Genomic DNA, 18675 nt, shown 5'->3' on the forward strand with positions numbered 1-18675 from the left:
CGAAGGAGGGGCGGCAGCCATGAGCTCGCTGCTGACCGAGAGCGACCTCATCCACGAAGCCGACGTGGTGTGGCTGGAACCCCTCGACGCCCTCGACTACGTCCGTCAAGCCCTGGACAAGACCAAACGCCGCAACAACAAACCTCCCTACGCCCGTGACGGCCGCATGGTCGGCTACGCACGACTCGACGACCACGCCGAACCCGACCCCGACAGCGGCCTGTACAAACGGCGCGTCTTCTACCTCCTGCCGCACGACCGCGACAGTCTCCCCGACGGCGTCTACCGCGAGGGGGCGCCCGGGGAAGCCGTCGACCCGCGCACCATCGCCCCGAAGAAACCTGGCACGAAAACGGACCGCTCCCAGAGCGGCCCGGCCATAGCATCGGCATAGTCAGGTCAGTCGATCCGGCGCGGCACGACCGCCTGGGTCGTCTTCCGTGACCACCTGGCCCCAGCCGTCCGCAGTGGCCTGCGCCGCATCCGACGACGCACCCGTCTCATCTCGAGGACCGCCCCGCCGGAAACCGGCCTCTCGCTCACCACGGCAACTCAACGGAGAGCTCGGTAACAGCGGGACCGGGTGCAGTCCGAGCCGGGATCCGGAAAGCCCGGGGGAGCAGCACGTCGGTGAAGAACCTCGTCGTCGTGACAGGTGTGTCCGTGTCTCCCTCGTGAAGGTGGCCGCGTCGATCAGCTCACTGTGATCCGTCGGCGCTCCTGCTCCGGCGTCCGGTCCGGAAGCAACGGACAGCTTCGAGCGCGGAGTTCGCCGTTCTGCCCGATGGTCCGGCCGGCTCCCGATCCGGTCCGGCTCCTGTGCCGGATGAACTTCGCGGACTCTGTGGCCGTTGTCGATATGGAGCACTCTTTGCTCTGCGCAACGAGAACCACCGAAGACAGCTCGGCACCCACCTGTGGGGATGCACCGTAGGCTGTCTCGCCGACAGTAAAAGGAAAGAACGTGCGAGCCCTTACCTCCCCAGGCAGTCAGGTGGCCCGCCAGACCTTGTACGAGGGCGTGATCTCCTCTTTCGGGAGCCATGCTCCCTGTGAACGGCACTCGTCGGGGACTGGCCCGGGAGCCGATCCCCGCGCATCGTTCCTCACTGGTCCTCGGGGCAGGAGGGTCCCCGCGCTTCCTTGAGTCCCTGCCCCTGGATCCTGGCCAAGGCGCAGGTCACAGTGGTGCGCTGAACCATTCAGGGACTCAAGAGACCCAATGTCGAAATCATGCCCACGCCCTCCGCGGTGCAGGTGTGCGCAAGGACGCCGAGCCGGGACGCACCCCCTGGAACGCTGGTAATCGAGAATCTGAGTCCCTTCAGTCCCTCGGGAGTGTATGAAAAGCATACTGACCTGCACGGATGCCGAAGGGGCCAAGGAGGGACCGAAGGGCCTGGAGGCTCCCGGACGGATCGTTCGCAGCAGCCCGTAGGTGTTCCCGATGCTGATGTCCACCGTCCGAGGTGCATCCGCTGGCCGGCTTCTGCTTGTCCGAAAAGAGCAGAAGGCCGCTCAAGCAGCCCACCGGCCGGTCTGCCACCGCCATGACGGCAGACCGGTCCCTTCGGTCCCTGCCCTCATTGAGGTCCGATGGAAGCTACCCCGACGAGTCTCAGCAAAGGATGGCCACGTGCCCGGCTCTGGCGTGACAAGCGAGCCCGCAGATACTGCTCGGCCTGCCATCCCTGACGCGGGGAGCGTGGCCCGATGGTGTGCCGGAAGGCCTGCCCATCCCCTGGCAGCAGGTCGTCGGACTCCTGTCGCCAGGGGGGAGACCTCCGCTCCCTCCCGAGGAGTCGGAGCGGAGTGCGGGAAAGCCGGCCCCGCCGCCGCTGACATCGATGTCCGTGCCCCAGCGGTTCCCCGGCGCGACCGCCCGCTTTCCAGGATTCTCATCCACGAGCCGACCGGCCCGGGCGGACTGGCTTCGGACTGTGACACCCTTGCTTGTGCCGCCGTGCTGCGTGGCCGGCCCGGTCCAGCCGACAACGACGTCATCCGACGAGTGCGCACCCCCCGCGGCGGCATGCACATCCGGTACCGAAATCCCTGCCCGGCTGTGCGGTTCTGCTGTTCGACCGGCTTGAATGCGCGGATCGCTCCGGCCTGTCAGATGGATGTGTGCGCGGATGACGACCGCGTCGTCGCCCCTGTGATCCGCCCTGCTCGAGGAACCCGCGGTCGAAGGGGACCCGCGGGCCTGCCCGCTGCCTTCCCTGAAAAAATGAACAAGGCTGCGTACACCGCTGGAGGGCTTGCGTCCGCGGGGCATCTGGATGAAATCATCGCGCTTGCCCTCCTGTGCGAGGCGGTAGAGATCGATCGCCCCTGGCAAGCGGCGCGCCATCAGCGCGTCGCCACGAACGCGTTCGCCGCCGGTTCGGCTCGCCCGCTCCATCTCAAAGGACCTTCATGAGCAGCGCCGACACTCCGCGCTTCCACACAAGCGCCGCGGCTCAGCAGAGGTTCGGTCCTGGACAGGCAGATCGGCCGCCGACAGGACTGGACGCTCAGCCAGACACTTCCCCAGCCCCCATGCCCTCCTGGGCAAAGCCGGTATCACTCCCCGATACTCTTACCGACCGGGGCAATGCCAAGCTCTTCGTCAGGCTCTATCGCGATCAGTTCCGTCATGTCGAAGGGCTCGGTTGGTTTTCCTGGGACGGTTACCGGTGGAAGCGCGCCGGTGGGGAGAAGGCGGCTCTGTGGGCGGCTGGTGAGATGGCCGAGGGCATGCCGGAAAGGGATCCACGAGGACTGTTCAGCGAACGGGATCTCCACCAGCACAAGAGGCATGCGCTGTCGACCACCGGAATGAAATCCCTCCTCGCTCAGGCCAAAGCGTCACCGGACCTCTCGATGGACCCTGACACTCTGGACGGCGACCCCTACGCTTTGTGCACACCGGCCGGAATCGTCGACCTGAATTCCGGTTTACTGCGCAAGCCGGATCCCACGCGTGATGTCCATTCCCGAGCGACCAGTGTCGCCCCACAGCGGATCGAGACTCCCCGCTGGCACCGCTTCCTGCGCGACACGTTCGGTGACGACGCCGAAGGCCAGGAGATGATCAATTTTCTGCACCTGCTGCTCGGTTACTCCATCACCGGCGATGTCGGCGCACAGGTACTGCCCTTCCTCCACGGACAGGGAAAGAACGGTAAAAGCGTCCTGCTCGACACCATGATCCAAATTCTGGGCGACTATGCCGATGCCGCCCCGCCCGGCTTCCTCATGGACCGTGGGGCCTTTTCCGAACACTCCACGGAGCTGACCGAACTCCACGGGCGCCGGCTCATCGTCTGCAGCGAACTCAAGCCCAACGACAGGTTCGATGAAGCACGCGTGCGGCTGTTGACCGGTGGAGACAGGATCAAAGCCCGCCGTATGCGCCAAGATTACTTCTCCTTCACCCCTACTCATCATCTGTGGCTCCTCGGGAACCACCGGCCCGAGGTGTCGACGGGCGGATTCGCCTTCTGGCGCCGTATCCGCCTGCTGCCTTTCGAACGTACCGTTCCCGATCACCGTAAGATCGACAACTTGGCTTTCGAACTCGTCCGCGACGAAGGTCCCGGCATCCTGCAGTGGCTTATCGAGGGCGCCAGGCGCTATCTGACCACCCGTGACACCCTTGAAGGACCCGACCGCGTTCGCATCGCCACCACTGCCTACGCACATACGGAGGATCACATTGGCCGCTTCCTCGCCGAGTGCTGCACCCGAGACCTCAGCACTCAGCCGGACCTCCGCGTCGAGCAGGTCCTTCTTTACACCGCGTACGCCTCCTGGTGCAGCACCAGTGAGGGCATCCGTCCGGCTGGTGCCCGTGGCTTTGCCACGCGTGTGCGGCAGGAGGTCGGACTTGCCTCCCCGGCCGACATGATCAAATCCAACGGGCGTAAGTACTATCCCGGCTTGGCCCTGCTGGACACACCGTCATGAACCACCGCACCTGCCGGCATCCACCGTCATTCGCAACCAGAATTTTTCCGTGTACCAGCCCCTGATCGACCTACCATGAAGGGGTGGAGGGCTCGGCCTGGGGTGCACCCCTCCCACGGGGCGGGCCACCGGCCGCCCCGGCAGACCAAGGAGGGACAGCAGCTATGAGTTCGCTACTGACCGAGGGCGATCTCACTCATGAGGAACACGTGGTGTGGTTGGAGAACCTCGATACCCTCGACTACGTCCGCCAGGCGCTCGACAAGACCTCACGTCGTCGTAACAAGCCCCGCTACGCTCGTGACGGCCGCATGGTCGGCTATGCCGAGCTGAGCGATGAGGCTCAGGCGGACCCCGACAGTGGTCTGTACCGACGTCGTGTCTTCTTCCTCCTCCCGCACGATCGCGACACTCTTCCCGAAGGCATCTATCGCGAAGGCGCTCCAGGGGAAGCCGTGGACCCTCGCACCATCGAAGTCAGAAAAGTGGGCGAAAAGACTCCCCGGTCCCAAAGCGGCCTTGCGGAGTTGACGGGAACCCCCGTCTGACAGGAACAGGGGACGCTCTTCGTCCCGTTCGGTGTTCGGCGAGCCGAGGCCGTCTCGATGTCGCGTTGTTCCAAGGACCGTGGGGGAGGGGCGGGGGTGCGGGAAAGAGAGCCCCCGCAGGTAACCAGAGGGATCTTGGACCGACGCGACCAGGGGATCACAGGAGAACCGTCGACCTGGCGCGGGACAACCACGTCATCCGAGGGATCCTGGTGATCAAGCGTTGTCCCGCACCTCTTGCAGCCGCTCCCCGGCATCCGGTTCCGGCCTGATCGGCCGGGCCGTGGCCGAGGCCGTGAGTCGTGCCGGAACCGGACAAGCCGTCCCGCCGGCGGTGGTTCGCCGGTCTCCGCGCGAGATACGGGAAGTCCTCAGCGAGCCAGACGATCGAGCAGTTCGTCCAGCAGTGCGTGCTCTCCACGAGTGAGGTCGCCTGGATCTTCGTGGAGCAACGCGCGCAACGTGAGCGCGGCACTCGCGCGGGTCCTCAGGACCTCTTTCGACGTGAGGTTCAACGCTCCGGCCAGCGCCGCCTCGCGGACGCGCTCGGACAGCGCGAAGTCCGGCTCGGGCTGCGCGATCAAGGTGAGCGTCACGCCGACGTTCGCGGCGAGGAGCTGCTCGGCAGCGTCCTCCGCGGGCACCTTCAGCAGACCCTTCGTAGCCGCTTCATTGAACCTCTCGCGCAGCGCGGCGTGGGCGGGAGCGGTGACGGCACAGGGCTTTCCCGGTTCGGCGCGGCCATAGAGCAGGCCGTAGAACGACGGGTGCTCCAGCCCGAACCGCACGTGCCTGTCCCAGCCCTCGCGCAGGTCGCCGAGCGGGTCGCCGGAGCTCTCGACGGCCGTGTACTGGGTGAAACCGTGATTCGCCACGGCGTCGATCAGGCCCTGCTTGCTGCCGAAGTGGTGGTACAGCGTCGGCGCCTGCACCCCGGCTCGCTCGCATACGGCCCTTGTGGACACCGTGCCGGCGCTCTCCAGCAACTCCGCTGCGGCGAGAAGGAGTCGATCCCGTGCGTTCTGCATGTTGCTATGGTAGACCATGTAGCGCTACATTGGGTGCTATAGCGATAGGAGAAGTCCATGAAGACTTGGTTCATCACCGGTGGGACGCCCGGAGGATTCGGCCTGGCCTACGCCGAGGCCGCGCTGCGACAGGGCGATCAGGTGGCACTGACCGTGCGCCGGCCGTCCGAGCTGCAGGAGTGGGCCGACCAGTACGGCGACCGCGTGCTGGTTCTCAAGCTCGACGTGACCGACGCCGATCAGGTGCGGGCGGCGGTCAAGACGACGGAAGAGCGGTTCGGCGGGATCGACGTGCTCGTCAACAACGCGGGCCGAGGTTGGTTCGGCTCCGTCGAGGGCGCTCAGGAAGAGACGATCCGCCGCACGTTCGACCTGAACCTGTTCTCGGTGATCGATGTGGTGCGGGCGGTTCTGCCGGGCATGCGGGCACGGGGCGGCGGCTGGATCGTGAACATGTCGTCGGTGGCAGGCCGCGTCGCAGGGCCGGGGTTCGGCTACTACTCGGCGGCGAAGTTCGCGCTCGAAGGGCTGTCGGAGACGCTGCGTCAAGAGGTCGAGCCGTTCGGGGTGCGTGTGCTCCTCGTGGAGCCGGGAGGGTTCCGCACCAAGGCCTATGCCGGCTTCCAGGACGAGCCCGTCGACGAGACCGTCGACGCCTACCTGTCACTGATCGAGGGCGTCAAGGCGGCGTTCGTGGAGCGGAACGGCAAGCAGGCGGGTGATCCCGTGCGCGGTGTGCAGGCCGTGATCAATGCGATGAACACACCCGTTCCGCCGCAGCGGATCGTGCTCGGCAATTCCGGGTACGAAACTGTCGTTGCCATGCACGAGAACGCACTCGTGGAGCTTCGCGAGAACGAGAAGCTTTCGCGTAGCGCCGACTTCTAGTGGTGTGCCACGCCATGCCGGCTGAGCAGCGGGTCTGGGCGTTGTCCCGTAAATGATCCACGGCATGCCGATTGGCCGGTGCTCTTGCCTTTCGACCAGCCAGTGTGAGGCCGCGCGGGCGGGCGCTGCCGAGCAGGGCGTGGTGTGGTGGCGAGTGGGGGCCAGGGTGCTGCCCACGATCAGCACGGTGTCCTTGCGGAATCGTCTCCGGGCGCCGGAGCGAGAGCGCCGGGCCGAGGTGGCCGACGATCCGGTCGGCCGCGAACCTCGATACCCCGGACAGCGGAGCCGGCTGACGCAGGATGAGGTTGGTGCGCCCATACGCGGCGGCCAGGAGCACGCGGTCCTCAAGCGGCCGGCTCCAGGGGCGGCCGCTTGAGGACCGGGTTCGCACCCTCACGCCGCGGCGCGGTGACCAGCCCGCCGACTGCCGCGGGCTCAGCCCGGTGAACGGGGCTGTCCAAAAGGACTCCGATGCCGTGATCACACCGGACACGGCAGGATCATCCCACCCGTGACCAGCGGTCACGGGACAACGCTCAGACCCTGACCTTCGTGTCCGGCCTGGTCCGCGCTCACCACGAGGAGCTCGGCTCGGTACGACGCGAGTTCAACCCGGGACAACAAGCCCTGCCGGTCCAGGTGTACCTGCGTAAAGCGAGCCGCTCGCGGAGGCCGGTGCCAAGTTTGTGGTATTCATCACAACATGTCGGCGCTACGTCGACGAAACCGTGGAGCTGTCGGCCCGACGGTCCCCGAAGGTGCGGGAAACGCTGCGCAGCCCAGACGCCAGGGCATGGCCCACGTGGTGATCGACGGCATACTCGTCCCGGTCGACCGGGTCACTGCCGACCGGCCTTCTGCTCCGGCACACACAAGGGGAGGGTGCGGAGATACTGTCCGAGCCCGGGCGGTGCGAGAGCGTTTGTCTCGGCCGGCAGCGCCTCGATCGCGTCGCACTCACCACCTCTTGTGATCGGGGCGTAACGCAGGATGACGAGACGCTCTTGACAGTGACTATCGGTTGGCGTGCAATATATCGTATGCCAGTACCGCAGAGTCGAGGACTCGTTTCACGATCGCTCCTGAGGGAGGATGCTTACCGCGCCATTCGCGACGCCATCGTAGATGGCACGCTGGCGCCGGGTGAGCGCTTGACAGACAGCGACTTGGTCGCTTGGCTCGGCGTGAGTCGCACGCCGGTCAGGGAAGCACTGGCACGCCTGGAGCAGGTAGGGCTGGTTCAGACCAAGCCGGGGCGATACACCAGAGTCAGCCCTTTGGACATCCGGGCGATCCGTGCCGCACAGTCGGTGACGGCGGCCATGCATGAGCTCGCCGTTCGCGAGGCCTTGCCCAACCTTTCCGCGACGGAACTAGCGGCTATGCGTGAGGCCAACGCGCGGTTCGCAAGTGCGATGAGTCACGATGACGTGGACGCGGCATTGGCTGCTGATGCCGATTTCCACGGTGTCCCCGTGTTCGCCAGCGCCAATGACGCCATTCGAAACGTTCTCGAGCAATACACGCCTGTTCTGCGCCGCGTGGAGTACTTTCGGTTTTCTTCGATTTCCGGCCGCGACTCGGTTGCGCAGCATGACCGAATCATCGCGCTCTGTGAGGCGGGGGATGTCGAAGGGGCGGTACTTGCCACCCGCACCAACTGGCGCACCCTTCTGGATCTTCTGGAAGGTCTTCCCTCCGACGGTGAAGGATGATGCCACTTCCCGCACTCCGGTGACCGGACCTCCTCCGTCTTGTGCGGTCGCAGGTCAGGAGGGTGTGGACGGCTTGGGTGGCGCGGCCGATACGGCGGGTCGAGGAACGGGCTCTGTGGAATGCCCGCAGAACCGCGACCGGGCGAAGGCGCGTTTGCCCGAGGCGCGCAGGCGAGTGTGGCCGCGGTCGTGGGCCGGCGTCCGGTTCGCCACGGCTGAACCACTGCCGCACGAGAGCGGCCCGTGGATTCCGCACGCCTACTCGTGGGAGACGATGGCGTGCTCGATGGTGCCGACGCCCTCGATCTCCAACCGCAGGACGTCCCCGGGGGCGAGCCACCTGTTGATCTCCATGCCGGAGCCGTTCACGTAGGTTCCCGTCGCGCACAGTTCACCCGGGTACAGTCGCTCGCCGGCCGAACTGTGCGCGAGCATCTCGCCCAGACTCCACTTCGGGGAACCGGAGTCCGGCCGCGCGACGATCTCCCCGTTCAGGGAAACGGCCGACGGCAGCGTCGTCCATCGGTCGAGAATGTCGGCCGCCTCGACAGCGGTGCTGGAGAGCGACGTCATGAAGTGCTTGCTCTTCTGCGGCCCGAAATTACTGTTCATCTCGGCGATCTGCACGTCCCTCGCGCTGAAGTCGCAAAGGACCACGAACGCGCCGATTGCTCTGACCGCTTCCTCGGGTGTCGCATTGTAGAGCGGTGCACGGAGTACGAAAGCAAGCTCCAGTTCGTAGTCCAGAGCGGAACTGTAGGGCGGAGCGGCCACCGGGGTTCCACTGGGGACGAATGTCGAGGCGTTGCTCATGTAGTAGATCGGCTTGCGGTACCAAAGAGGCTTGGGCCGAAAAGCCGGAAAGGTCTTACGGGTGACGGACTCGACGCCATCGGCGATACGCGCCAGCCCCGGGCGGAACCGACGGGCCCACCCGCGGGCGGCGTTCACGTTGTGCTGCTCGAACAGCATGAAGTCGCGAAACGAAAGAGGCTGGAACGGCAAGACGACCGAACCGTCCTTCGCGCCGTGGCCGACGGCTTGCCGCACCTCCCAGCTCTCGGTGAACGGGGACGGGTAACCCGCGACGGGCCCGGTCGCCGCAGACCATTCCGCGTCGGGCCCGCTGCGCACCTCGGTCACGAGGGTGTCCGTCCCGATCATCCGCCGACGGAATTCCATGACTTCTCCTGCTCGTTGGTCAACTTGCCACCGGCGCGTCGCAGACGACGCCCGGTCCCACCCGTCCGGACCCACCCTCAAAGCGCCCGGCCGCCGAACCGGAACCGCGCCACCGTCCAGGGGCCGACGCCGGCACGGCGCCGTGCGGGACCGGATCGGGCCGGCGATCGTTCCGCTCGGCCGCGGGCCGATGGGCCCGGATACCGGTGCTCACACCGATCGCGCAGCCCGTGACCGCGCTCTGTCGCCGTTCACTCCTCACTACGGCGGGCGCTGCTTCGATCCCCGCGGAGGAAGGAGGCTGCGGAAAACCTGTGAACACTCGGGGCACGTTCCGTGCCGGATGGCCAGGCATTTTCAGGACGCTTGTCAGTAAAATGAGATGTAGTGGTTGCGCGGAGTCTCGAGGCGAGTTTCGGATTTCCTGCTGCAGAACGGCATCGAAGATCTCCCGCGTATCCATCTCCCGTAAGGACGGGGGTAGTGCCGGCCGCCCCTGCCGAGAAGTGAAACCGCTCAATCTGCAGAGCAGTCGGCAGAGCCGTCCTCTTTTTCCATTCCTCGGGCGAACGAGGAGAGGAACCTGCCCACGCCCTCCAGCCCCTCCATGGCGTTCTTGGCGCTCATGTTGTATTCGCCCCAGTACGGTGTGAACTTGACATCGGATTCAGGCGTGCAGTACGCGGCTGCGATCACCTTGGCCATCCGTGTCTCGGCTTCCTGGAGCCCCTGCTCCAGAAGCGCGCTCTGATGTATGAGCCAAGTCCTGGCCTCCTCGATTTCTCTGCGGTCGACGGTCACCTGATCAGACATGGCTGGTCCCCCTTGCCGTAAGAGGTGCTACGACGCCGTCCTGCGCCGTCACTTGTACTACGTTGCAACGGCCCGGCAGGTTCTCCTCCAACAGGACCGATTTCTGTGGAACGTGAGGACGAGCGACGGCCCGCCACCGGGCGGGCCCGCGGGAAGCCCGTGGAGAAGGGCGTGCTGCGGCCGCGATCCTGCATACCGCACGACGACGTGGCTCAAGTGGGTGCCGGAAAGGCCGTTTCACGCCTGGTGCCGCTCGCGGACCCGGGTCTCCGCTCGGCCGGGGACGGGCCGTGACCGACGCACGTCATCGAAGGCGCCGGCCCGGTGAGGGGGAGCACGTACACATTGTTCGGTCCGGTGTTACGCCTGGGGAACGGTGTGTGGAGGACACGCGGCCTGTGCATCGGCGACGTCATCGCCCAGGGCGCGGACGACTGTGGGGAAGACCGTCATGATGACAGTGAGAGATGCGTCGGCGCTGCAGGCCGAGCTGGTGGAGTTGAGACGGTCGCTGCATCGTCGTCCGGAAACCGGCCTCGATCTGCCGCGGACCCAGCGTGCGGTGCTGGCGGCGCTGGAGGGCCTGCCGCTGGAGATCCGTCTGGGCAGTTCGTCGACGTCGGTGACAGCGGTGCTGCGCGGCGGCCGGCCGGGGCCCGCCGTTCTGCTCCGTGGCGACATGGACGCGCTGCCGGTCACCGAGGCGACAGGGCTTGACTACGCCAGTGAGATCGACGGTGTCATGCATGCGTGCGGACACGACCTGCACGTCGCCATGCTGGTCGGGGCGGCTCGGCTGCTGTGCGCACGACGGGAGACGCTGCAGGGCGACGTGGTCTTCATGTTCCAGCCGGGAGAGGAGGGATTCGACGGCGCCAAGCACATGATCGCCGAGGGCGTGCTCGACGCGGCGGGACGAAAGGTCGCCGCGGCGTACGGGATCCATGTCTCCTCGTACCGTGAGCGCGGAGTCTTCTTCAGCCGTCCCGGCCCGCTGATGTCGGGTTCGCATGAGATGCGTGTCGTCGTCGAGGGATCCGGAGGACATGGCTCCCTCCCACACCTCTCCCGCGACCCGGTGAACGTGGCGGCCGAGATGCTGACCGCACTGCAGACGATGGTCACCAGTCGTTTCAACATCTTCGACCCAGTGGTGCTCTCGGTGGGCGTGTTCCGAGCGGGCACCAAGTTCAACGTCATCCCTGACGAAGCTCGTTTCGAAGCCACGTTGCGGAGCTTCTCGCCCGCCACCGGCGCCCTTCTGCGCTCTCAGGCCAAGCGTCTGTGCGAGGGCATCGCGGCGGCTCACGGCCTCACGGCCGCAGTCGAGTTCCGGGACGGATTCCCGGTGACGATCAACAACCGCGACCATCACGACTTCGCCCGTACCGTCGTATCGGAGACCTTGGGCTCTGATCGCTTCCGGCTCATGGAGTTCCCGATCGCCGCGTCCGAGGACTTCTCGTTCGTCCTGGACGAAGTGCCGGGCTGCTACCTGCATCTTGGCGCCCGCGTGGACACGGGGAGCGATGCCCCGGCAGCACCCAACCACAGCGCCCGGGCCATGTTCGACGACGGAGTGCTGTCCGACGGGGCTCTCGTCCTCGCCGAACTGGCACTGCGCGCCCCGCGGAACGAGGCGGACACCCACTGAGGCCGCGCCGGGGACGCGTACGGGTGCCGTCCCCCGCTACCGGGGGCGCGTCTGCCCGGGGCCGTGTGCTCAACGTACGGCAGGGGCGCCACACGTACCGGAGCCGCCGGAGTGCCGTCGATGTGAAGTGACCCGACACGGTTGTGGAGCGAGGTCCCGGGCTTCGGCCGTGCTTCCCCGGCCACCCGGAGATGAGGGCCGGGGCGTGCGCCCTCCGCCGGAGGGAGCGGACTCCTCATGCCGGCCTCGTGCGCGGAGTCCTCGCCGAAGCGGTGGACGTGATCGGTCAAGTGAGGTGGGGGCCGGGTACCCGGGGCCGATTTCCCGAGGTCCGGTGAGCGGCGGGAGAGACCGGGAGCAAGGGCGGTCCGAAGCCGAGGTCTTCGGGCAGAGGGCGCCGGTACGCCGTCCGGGCGGCAGCCGCGCCCATGGGGGTGTTGCGCCGGGAGTCCCGGCACAACACCCGTTCATCCTTCTGACGGGGTGTCACGCGGTCTCGCGGGGCGCTGTCCGTCCACGTCCGTGCCGCCGTCGTGCCCTTGGCACGGGTGACCGGCTCAACAGCGGTGTGCCGGGCTCGTCACGGCTTCCAGCCGCACTTGGCCAGCGCGCTGTGCACCGCCCTGCCCATGGCCAGCTCACCGCGCGCGTTCGGGTGCAGAGGGGCCGCGGGGTTCTGCGGAGAGAAGTCCTCGATCCACCGCTCGGCGCCGGAACGGCACATGTCGTGGCCCACCGTCGGGCGGTAGGTGTCGACGTAGGAGGCGCCCTCGGTGCGGGCGACCCGGGCGATCATGGCGTTGAGGGACTTCGCCTTGTCCCGGAGATACGCGAAGTCCCCGGCGGCGAACGGGGCGGTGGGGCTCGTGCATCCGACACCGTCGTCGGGGAAGATCGAGGGATAGCCGACCATGAGGACCTTGGCACGGGGCGCCCGGGCGCGGATCTCGGAGACGACCTGCGCGACCTTCGCGGCCGTCGCCGATATGCTCTGCTCGACCTGGTCCGTGCCGCCCGCGGTGAGGTCGTCACGGCAGGGGCTTCCCGCAGGGTCGTTCTGGGACAGGACGGCGCAGCGCGTCAGGACCGGGGTGAAGCCGATGTCGTTGCCGCCGATCGTCACCGTGACCAGGTCGGTCTTCCGGTTGAGGGCGGTGAACTGGGCGGGGGCGGTGCCCTGAGGGGCCGCGAGATCGGCCGTCGTCGCCCCGGAGCAACTGACGTCCGTCAGCCGCGCCTTGATCTTGTCCGCGAGGATGTGCGGGTAGTTGCCGCTGGAGCGGGCGCATGCCGCGTCGATTTCCTCCGGCACTCCCGGTGCCGAAGCGTAGGAGTCGCCCAGGGCGACGTAGTTGAGCGGCGTGGCCGGTCGAGGTGCGGCGGTGGCCGGTGCCGCGGCGGTCAGAGCACCGGCCAGCGCCACGGCGGCAGCTCCGAGGACAGGCGCACGCCGGGACACGCGGACATCCGAGATGCGAATCACTTGGTTCCTTCGAGGTGGTGAGGAGGGGGTGTGAGATCCCCTCATGTACCAAACGCTGTCAGGACAGGGCCGGTTCATCGGTGCGAAAGCGCGGGGCCTTCTTCCGCCGGTGACTTCGGCGCCCCACCGGAGAGGCAGCACTGCGCGTGACGCGGACCGCCTTCCCCGGTCCGAGCCGGCTCGGACACCGGGCGGGCCGGACACGGGCAGCCTCGACATCGCCGGCTGCCGGTCGGTAACGACCCCACGCGGACGGTCGTGAGGGCGCCTGGTGCACGGCGCGGCTGAACCCATGACAAGCCGGGGACGTCGTACAGGTCGTGACCGTGCGGAGCGCCGGCCCTGTTCGCGGTCGCAGTGATTTCCCGAGCGGGCGGTGAAAGTGCGGCCAGGCCCCTTACGGACACAGGCGGAGGGAGGGGTTCGTGATCGAAAGCCTTGTGGTCAAGGGCGTCTTGGCGGTCATCCGCTTCATCGGATATGCCTACTGGTTCTTGTGGCGGAGCCGCACGTACGTGTCGTATCACGACGACATCGAGCCGCTGGACGTTCCGGCCGATGCCTCTGGAGGCCGGATTTCAGGTGGCCGGACATCGTAGGAAAGGCTGGCGGAGGGCGGAAAGTCCTGCGGCCGGGAAGGGCGGACCGTCGATGGTGTGCCGGCCCGTAGGGCGGTATGGGCGGCCGTGAGTCCATCCGGAGGTGTTACCGCCTGCTTGGGCAGGTCGGTGATGACCCTCGGGAAGAGGGGCGGGGAAGGTGCGCGAGAGACGCTCGAAGAATGGCGTCTCGCAGTATGGAATGCTTGGAGCCGACGGGATCGTCCCGCCGTGAACGGCATCGAATTTCAGGGCGGAATGTCCGCGCGTTTCAGTACGGAACACCCTCGCGTAAGGTTCGGACCCGGAAATTGAGAACAGGGCGGACGGGTGTCCGGCTGTGCTGTCCGCTCCGGGACTCCGAGTGGATCCGTGCTTCTCACCCTGTACCGTCCAGGCGCTGTTGCACCGCCCTCACCTGTGAATTTTCCAGCCCGATGCCCCCGTGCCGGCAGTGATGCGGCCGTGCCCCGGCCGTGCGCCGGGTCTCTCTCGCACGGCCGGGGACGCTACATGGACAAGACCGCCATTACGGCAAACCCTGACGGGCAGACCGAATGATCTCCTATCCGGCCAGCCGGTAACTCAACCCGCTGAAACCGCCCGGAAAGTTGTGCAGATCACCGGTGGGGGAGTGGTAGACGCCGCCCTCGCAGTCGGCTTCCGAGAACACCTCGATGGGCCCGGCCAGGTTGGCGATGAGCTTTGTGGAGAAGGGCAGGTTGGCGCATTCGGTGGTGGGGTGGGAATCAAGGAAATAGCGACCGCCGTATGCCTCCTCGTAGAAGACGACCTGGCCGGGAAGGTGATCGTCTGCCGCCGCGGTCCCGGCACTGGTCCCCATCAGTATGACTGCGGCTGTCGCACCGACTGTGGCCGCCAGCCTCATGCTCTTGCGCATGGGTCAATCCTCCCTGTTTTGTTTCGGGTTGAACTGCTTGCGCTCTCAAAATCTCGCACATGTGACTGGTTGTCAATGATTGATCGGACTCATCCATGTGCACCTTGGGTGTGAATGTCTTGGCGGGAGGGGAAAAGAGGTGACGCGCCGCGGGATGGAGTTGTCGAGCGGCATCGGCACACGGGGATCGGAAATGGCTGAATTTTTCCTCTGATCCGTCCCATTCATTCCGGGTCGCTTTGTGAGCCGTTCATCCCCCGCCGCAGGCGCTCGTCCACGACCGAGACCTTGCCGTCCTGTCTCCGCGGGGTGACGCGGCAGGCCGGCGGGGGCGGGTGACGGGCGGTCGCACCGGCCACTCCCGTACGGTACGAACCCCGTGGCCGGTGGGCGCCCCTCACCGGGAAGAGGGAAACCCGCCGCCCGCACGCCCCGCTGGTCAGGCCAGGGCGGGAGGGATCACATCCGGCCGGTCGTCGGGCCGGCCGGTGAGAAGGTTCGCGATCCCGGCCGGGTGGACGAGATGCGGAAAGTGGCCACCGCCGGGCAGGGAGACGATCCGGACCGAGGGCATCACCGCGGAGAGCCACTGCGCGTACGGCGCCGGCACATCGCCCCCCGAGACGTGGCTGTAGCTCGCACCGGCGGCCACGATGGCCCGCATCTCCGAGGTACGCAGCTCCGCGAGCTCCTCGGACGGCACCTCCAGAAGTTCCCGCCAGTACTCCAGGAGCAGCTCCTGACGAGGAGTCGTCGCCGTCCGTACCAGTTCCCGCGCTTCGGCCGGGAGGGTGTCGATGCCCATCGCCGCCAGCTGCTCGTTCCAGACATCCCTCCATCCCGGGCCGCGCAACAGGGGCTCGACCTCCCGCAGCCGCCTCGCGAAAGGACCGGCCAGCAGCGGCTGATCCACATTGATCACTCCAGCGGCCGGGTGGGCGGCGGCGTAAGCCGTCGCGACCACCGCTCCGAACGAGTGGCCGACCAGCATGGGTGCTGCCAGCCCGATCGCGTCGATGGACCGGCGCAGCTCGGAGGCGAGATCGGACGGACGACAGGACTCGGCATCCGGCGAGCCCCCATGGCCCGGGAGATCGAAGGCGACGATCTGTCTTTCGGGTTCCGCCGCCGTCAGTTTCCCGATCAGCGGCCCCCACTGCCGACGGTCATAGGTGAGACCGTGCAACAGGACCACCGGTGGTTTTCTCCCGTGCCCCGTACCGTGCATCTCCGCGGCCAGCCGGCCGTGGAGCCCCTGCCGTCCCAGTGTCATCGCGCTCCGCCTTCCCATTGTCTTCGACAAGAAGGCGTAACAGGGCCGGGAACCGGGTGTGCGTGACTCGGGTCATACCCTCCATCGGCTCGGGCCACCCGCCGCCGGTTGGTAGCAGAAGGCGCGGCCGGACCGCAGGGAGGCGCGCAGATGTGCGCCCGCGAGGGGCGCCGCCACCTCGATGCGCTTCACCGCCGCCCACAGCGCCCGTGTGGCACTGACCCGTGCCCTTTCCGCCTCACCGCTGCTCGTCCGTACCCGTCCCCCCAGACCACTGGCCCGGCGCAGCTCGATCACGATCGCGCTTCGCTCCCTCTGTACGCTCCGTGCTCGGTCCACATCGCCGACACGATCGGCGGAGTCGAGCTCCTCGTCCAGCTGCGCGAGCCGCTTCCGGTAGTTCGCCACGGCGGTCGCGTCGAGGAGAGGCGCTCCGTCGGGGACCCGTAGCCCCCGGCCGCCCGCCACCAGGTCGAGAGCCGGGATGTCCTTTCCCGGGGCGGCGAGCAGGCTTCGCAGGTAGGCCATGCCGCGTGTGTCGGCCAGCCTGGCGGACTCGTCTCCCGCTTCCAGCAGCCATCCGTCGTCGTCCTGGGTCAGCCGCCACTCGTCCGGAGGCGGCGCGAGGGCGGACAGAAGTCCGCACATCCCGAGCCGCTCCGCGATGGACCGGGCACGAGCCTGATCGTCGCGAGCCCGGGCCGGATCTCCTTCACCCTTGCGCGCCAGCAACGCCTCGGCCCGGGCCCTGAGAGTCTCGGCCAGCCACGGCAGGGTTCCGGTCCTGTTCTCCCACGCCTCTGCCGCGTCGAAGTCGGAAAGCGCCTGGTCGAGATCGCCGAGCTGCGCGGACAGCAGTCCGAGGTAGTGGTCGACGGGTCCCGCGACTGTGTTCGCCCCGCCCCACACCACCAGGCGGCCACGGTAAGGCACGAGTGCGGCGTGCAGTTTCCGGGCACTGTCCAGGGCCCGCGAGCGGGACGCCACCACGGCCAGATCCGCGACAGCGCCCAGCCAGCGTGGACCGGAGCCCACGAGCACGCTCGGCAGCAGCCGCTCCAACTCGAGTTCCGCTTCCACCAGTCGGCCGGTCTCGGCCAGACTGCGAGCCGCTGTCGCGGAGAAGAAGTGCCCGGGGAGCCGCCGGTCCAGTGCCTGCCAGGGGGCGAGTGTGCTCTCCCAGTCGCCGCGCAAGGTGGAGATGCTGCCGCGCAGACTCCCGGTCAGGCGTGCCGTGTCGGCTATTCCGGCCCTGTGGCCGAGCACCTCCGCCTCGGACGCGAACGAGGCGGCCTCCTTGAAACGACCGCGGATCGCCGCAAGCATGGACTGGCGGGCCGCGACCACCACAGCGGTCTCGGCATCGCCGGTCAGCTCACCTGTCCGGGCATAGTAGGTGAGCACCGCCTCGGCGGCAGCGATGTCCCCGAGCTCCATCAGCGCTGTGAACCGCCACATGAGGCCGCGGCGCTCCGTCACGATGTCCCCGGCCAGCCTGGCCTGGGTGACGATCTCGGCCGCGGTCTCCAGCCGCTCGTGGGCGGCTGCCGGATTCCACAGGGCGTGCAGCTTCGAGTCGAGGACCTCGGCGATGATGCCCGGGGAGCCGGCGAGCTGGGCCAGGGAGAGGGCTTCCTCGATCAGCGCGCGCCGGCGTGTGTCCGTCGGCTCGCCCAGCAGTTCGCGGGCGAGCCGGGCGAGCACCCGTGCCCGCGTCTGCGGTGACAGAGGCCGGGTGGAGGCGGCTTCCAGCAGCCGGATCAGCCGTGTGTCGAGATCGAGGAAGGAGGCCTGGGACGGCATCGTCAGAGCCAGGTGTGCCAGTGGGTCCTCTTTGCCGTCGACGGCGGCGAGCTGATGCGTGAGGCAGAGCGCGATGCCGGGCAGCCCCGCCGAAGCCAGCCAGATGGCGTGCACGGCGTCGGCGGGCAGGTCGCCGAGCAGTGCGGCGAGCTCGGGCTCTTCGATGCCGCCGAGCCGTAGTTCGGGGGGCAGTCCGACGGGCTGTGTGGTGGTGGCCAGGAGCCCTGTGGCGCCGGTGGCCAGGTGAGAGGCCAGCCGGGCGAGCAGGCGGACGCCCGCGGACGGATTCCTGCCCCCGTCGTTCAGGGCCGAGAGGGCGTCGTCGGAGACCGAGGGGCGGGTACTCCCGTCCGCGTCCAGATCATCGATCACAAGCAGTCGAGGGGGGCCGTCGGCGACCGCCGCGAACAGTGCGTCGATCTCCTCCGGCCCGGCGTCCGCCCGCAGGGCCGGCCGGCCGGTCAAGGCCGCCAGATTGCCGAGCAGGCCCGATGCCGGGGATCCGAGGCAGGGACCGTCGTTGATGAGGCGGTACGTCTGGAGGCCGCGGGCGGTGGCGAGTTGCCCGGCACACCTCGTCAGGGCGCTCTTTCCGGACCCCGGGGGCCCGGTGATGAGCAGGTGCCCTCCCGAACCGGCAAGGGTCCGGTCGATGAGCTGTCGCACCGCGGTGAGTTCTCTGCGCCGTCCGATCAGTTCCACCTGGTCATCGTAGTTCGCCGCTCCGCACGGAACGGTTCCCGTGAGCGGCCCCACCTGGGCCGGCCCTTCTCACCACACGTGTGGGAACGGCTGCCGGAGGCGGTCCGCACGGGGAACACCCCGATCGAAAGC

15 protein-coding genes and 2 pseudogenes are annotated in these 18675 nt (G+C 67.6%); 9 read left to right on the top strand and 8 right to left on the bottom strand.

What is annotated here, in order from left to right:
* Window positions 1-19: 19 nt before the first annotated feature.
* The 4 genes from ACH5AO_RS35045 to ACH5AO_RS35060 all read left to right on the top strand — a co-directional run bounded on the left by ACH5AO_RS35045 (window position 20) and on the right by ACH5AO_RS35060 (window position 4499).
* Window positions 20-394 carry a DUF6009 family protein gene (locus ACH5AO_RS35045; protein ID WP_398931869.1) on the top strand — a complete coding sequence of 125 codons (375 nt, stop codon included), beginning with the start codon at window positions 20-22 and terminating at the stop codon, window positions 392-394.
* 1836 nt (window positions 395-2230) lie between these two features.
* Window positions 2231-2422, top strand: a complete 192-nt coding sequence (locus ACH5AO_RS35050; RefSeq protein WP_398931871.1) for a hypothetical protein — start codon at window positions 2231-2233, stop codon at window positions 2420-2422.
* Between the two features lie 119 nt (window positions 2423-2541).
* Complete coding sequence (locus ACH5AO_RS35055) at window positions 2542-3951, top strand: phage/plasmid primase, P4 family (protein ID WP_398931873.1); 1410 nt, start codon at window positions 2542-2544, stop codon at window positions 3949-3951.
* Between the two features lie 164 nt (window positions 3952-4115).
* Window positions 4116-4499 carry a DUF6009 family protein gene (locus ACH5AO_RS35060; RefSeq protein ID WP_398931875.1) on the top strand — a complete coding sequence of 128 codons (384 nt, stop codon included), beginning with the start codon at window positions 4116-4118 and terminating at the stop codon, window positions 4497-4499.
* A gap of 371 nt (window positions 4500-4870) precedes the next feature.
* On the opposite strand, the gene ACH5AO_RS35065 is transcribed toward ACH5AO_RS35060, so the two are convergent.
* On the bottom strand, window positions 4871-5527 hold the full coding sequence (locus ACH5AO_RS35065) for a TetR/AcrR family transcriptional regulator (RefSeq protein ID WP_398931876.1): 657 nt from the start codon (window positions 5525-5527) through the stop codon (window positions 4871-4873).
* A 57-nt stretch (window positions 5528-5584) separates the two neighbouring features.
* On the opposite strand from ACH5AO_RS35065, the gene ACH5AO_RS35070 reads away from it, so the two are divergent.
* A complete protein-coding gene (locus tag ACH5AO_RS35070) occupies window positions 5585-6415 on the top strand; it encodes an SDR family NAD(P)-dependent oxidoreductase (RefSeq protein ID WP_398931878.1) in 831 nt (276 codons plus the stop codon).
* A gap of 141 nt (window positions 6416-6556) precedes the next feature.
* On the opposite strand, the pseudogene ACH5AO_RS35075 reads toward ACH5AO_RS35070, so the two are convergent.
* Window positions 6557-6911, bottom strand: a pseudogene (locus ACH5AO_RS35075) (IS5/IS1182 family transposase); the annotation flags it as partial.
* A gap of 50 nt (window positions 6912-6961) precedes the next feature.
* On the opposite strand from ACH5AO_RS35075, the pseudogene ACH5AO_RS35080 reads away from it, so the two are divergent.
* Together ACH5AO_RS35080 and ACH5AO_RS35085 are read left to right on the top strand one after the other, a co-directional pair.
* Window positions 6962-7348: pseudogene (locus ACH5AO_RS35080) on the top strand (IS5/IS1182 family transposase); the annotation flags it as partial.
* 110 nt (window positions 7349-7458) lie between these two features.
* The gene (locus tag ACH5AO_RS35085; RefSeq protein ID WP_398931880.1) at window positions 7459-8133 is read left to right on the top strand and encodes a GntR family transcriptional regulator; all 675 of its coding nucleotides are present in this window, start codon (window positions 7459-7461) and stop codon (window positions 8131-8133) included.
* A gap of 258 nt (window positions 8134-8391) precedes the next feature.
* On the opposite strand, the gene ACH5AO_RS35090 is transcribed toward ACH5AO_RS35085, so the two are convergent.
* Window positions 8392-9315 carry a fumarylacetoacetate hydrolase family protein gene (locus tag ACH5AO_RS35090; protein ID WP_398931882.1) on the bottom strand — a complete coding sequence of 308 codons (924 nt, stop codon included), beginning with the start codon at window positions 9313-9315 and terminating at the stop codon, window positions 8392-8394.
* 516 nt (window positions 9316-9831) lie between these two features.
* Entirely contained in the window at window positions 9832-10128 is a 297-nt protein-coding gene (locus ACH5AO_RS35095) for a hypothetical protein (protein ID WP_398931884.1), read from the bottom strand.
* Between the two features lie 451 nt (window positions 10129-10579).
* Here ACH5AO_RS35095 and ACH5AO_RS35100 point away from each other — a divergent pair, with 451 nt between their 5' ends.
* A complete protein-coding gene (locus ACH5AO_RS35100) occupies window positions 10580-11782 on the top strand; it encodes a M20 family metallopeptidase (protein WP_398931886.1) in 1203 nt (400 codons plus the stop codon).
* A 580-nt stretch (window positions 11783-12362) separates the two neighbouring features.
* Here ACH5AO_RS35100 and ACH5AO_RS35105 read toward each other — a convergent pair.
* On the bottom strand, window positions 12363-13241 hold the full coding sequence (locus tag ACH5AO_RS35105; protein WP_398931888.1) for an SGNH/GDSL hydrolase family protein: 879 nt from the start codon (window positions 13239-13241) through the stop codon (window positions 12363-12365).
* Window positions 13242-13690: 449 nt separating this feature from the next.
* On the opposite strand from ACH5AO_RS35105, the gene ACH5AO_RS35110 reads away from it, so the two are divergent.
* A complete protein-coding gene (locus ACH5AO_RS35110) occupies window positions 13691-13864 on the top strand; it encodes a hypothetical protein (RefSeq protein WP_398931890.1) in 174 nt (57 codons plus the stop codon).
* A 565-nt stretch (window positions 13865-14429) separates the two neighbouring features.
* Here the strand turns inward: ACH5AO_RS35110 and ACH5AO_RS35115 are convergent.
* The 3 genes from ACH5AO_RS35115 to ACH5AO_RS35125 form a co-directional block, all read right to left on the bottom strand.
* Window positions 14430-14765 (bottom strand): hypothetical protein, encoded by a 336-nt coding sequence (locus ACH5AO_RS35115; RefSeq protein ID WP_398931893.1) that lies wholly within the window; start codon window positions 14763-14765, stop codon window positions 14430-14432.
* A gap of 439 nt (window positions 14766-15204) precedes the next feature.
* Window positions 15205-16038 (bottom strand): alpha/beta fold hydrolase, encoded by an 834-nt coding sequence (locus tag ACH5AO_RS35120; RefSeq protein ID WP_398931895.1) that lies wholly within the window; start codon window positions 16036-16038, stop codon window positions 15205-15207.
* Window positions 16039-16110: 72 nt separating this feature from the next.
* Complete coding sequence (locus ACH5AO_RS35125) at window positions 16111-18543, bottom strand: AAA family ATPase (protein WP_398931896.1); 2433 nt, start codon at window positions 18541-18543, stop codon at window positions 16111-16113.
* Between the last annotated feature and the right edge of the window lie 132 nt (window positions 18544-18675).

Origin of the sequence: Streptomyces sp. NPDC018964, from assembly GCF_044390325.1 — a bacterium.
In the GTDB taxonomy this organism is placed as follows: domain Bacteria; phylum Actinomycetota; class Actinomycetes; order Streptomycetales; family Streptomycetaceae; genus Streptomyces.

Excerpts from the sequence above, each read along its gene's own strand:
- ACH5AO_RS35045 (WP_398931869.1), top strand. The coding sequence starts at position 20 with ATGAGCTCGCTGCTGACCGAGAGCGACCTCATCCACGAAGCCGACGTG.
- ACH5AO_RS35050 (WP_398931871.1), top strand. The coding sequence starts at position 2,231 with ATGAACAAGGCTGCGTACACCGCTGGAGGGCTTGCGTCCGCGGGGCAT.
- ACH5AO_RS35055 (WP_398931873.1), top strand. The coding sequence starts at position 2,542 with ATGCCCTCCTGGGCAAAGCCGGTATCACTCCCCGATACTCTTACCGAC.
- ACH5AO_RS35060 (WP_398931875.1), top strand. The coding sequence starts at position 4,116 with ATGAGTTCGCTACTGACCGAGGGCGATCTCACTCATGAGGAACACGTG.
- ACH5AO_RS35065 (WP_398931876.1), bottom strand. The coding sequence starts at position 5,527 with ATGCAGAACGCACGGGATCGACTCCTTCTCGCCGCAGCGGAGTTGCTG.
- ACH5AO_RS35070 (WP_398931878.1), top strand. The coding sequence starts at position 5,585 with ATGAAGACTTGGTTCATCACCGGTGGGACGCCCGGAGGATTCGGCCTG.
- ACH5AO_RS35085 (WP_398931880.1), top strand. The coding sequence starts at position 7,459 with ATGCCAGTACCGCAGAGTCGAGGACTCGTTTCACGATCGCTCCTGAGG.
- ACH5AO_RS35090 (WP_398931882.1), bottom strand. The coding sequence starts at position 9,315 with ATGGAATTCCGTCGGCGGATGATCGGGACGGACACCCTCGTGACCGAG.
- ACH5AO_RS35095 (WP_398931884.1), bottom strand. The coding sequence starts at position 10,128 with ATGTCTGATCAGGTGACCGTCGACCGCAGAGAAATCGAGGAGGCCAGG.
- ACH5AO_RS35100 (WP_398931886.1), top strand. The coding sequence starts at position 10,580 with ATGATGACAGTGAGAGATGCGTCGGCGCTGCAGGCCGAGCTGGTGGAG.
- ACH5AO_RS35115 (WP_398931893.1), bottom strand. The coding sequence starts at position 14,765 with ATGCGCAAGAGCATGAGGCTGGCGGCCACAGTCGGTGCGACAGCCGCA.
- ACH5AO_RS35120 (WP_398931895.1), bottom strand. The coding sequence starts at position 16,038 with ATGACACTGGGACGGCAGGGGCTCCACGGCCGGCTGGCCGCGGAGATG.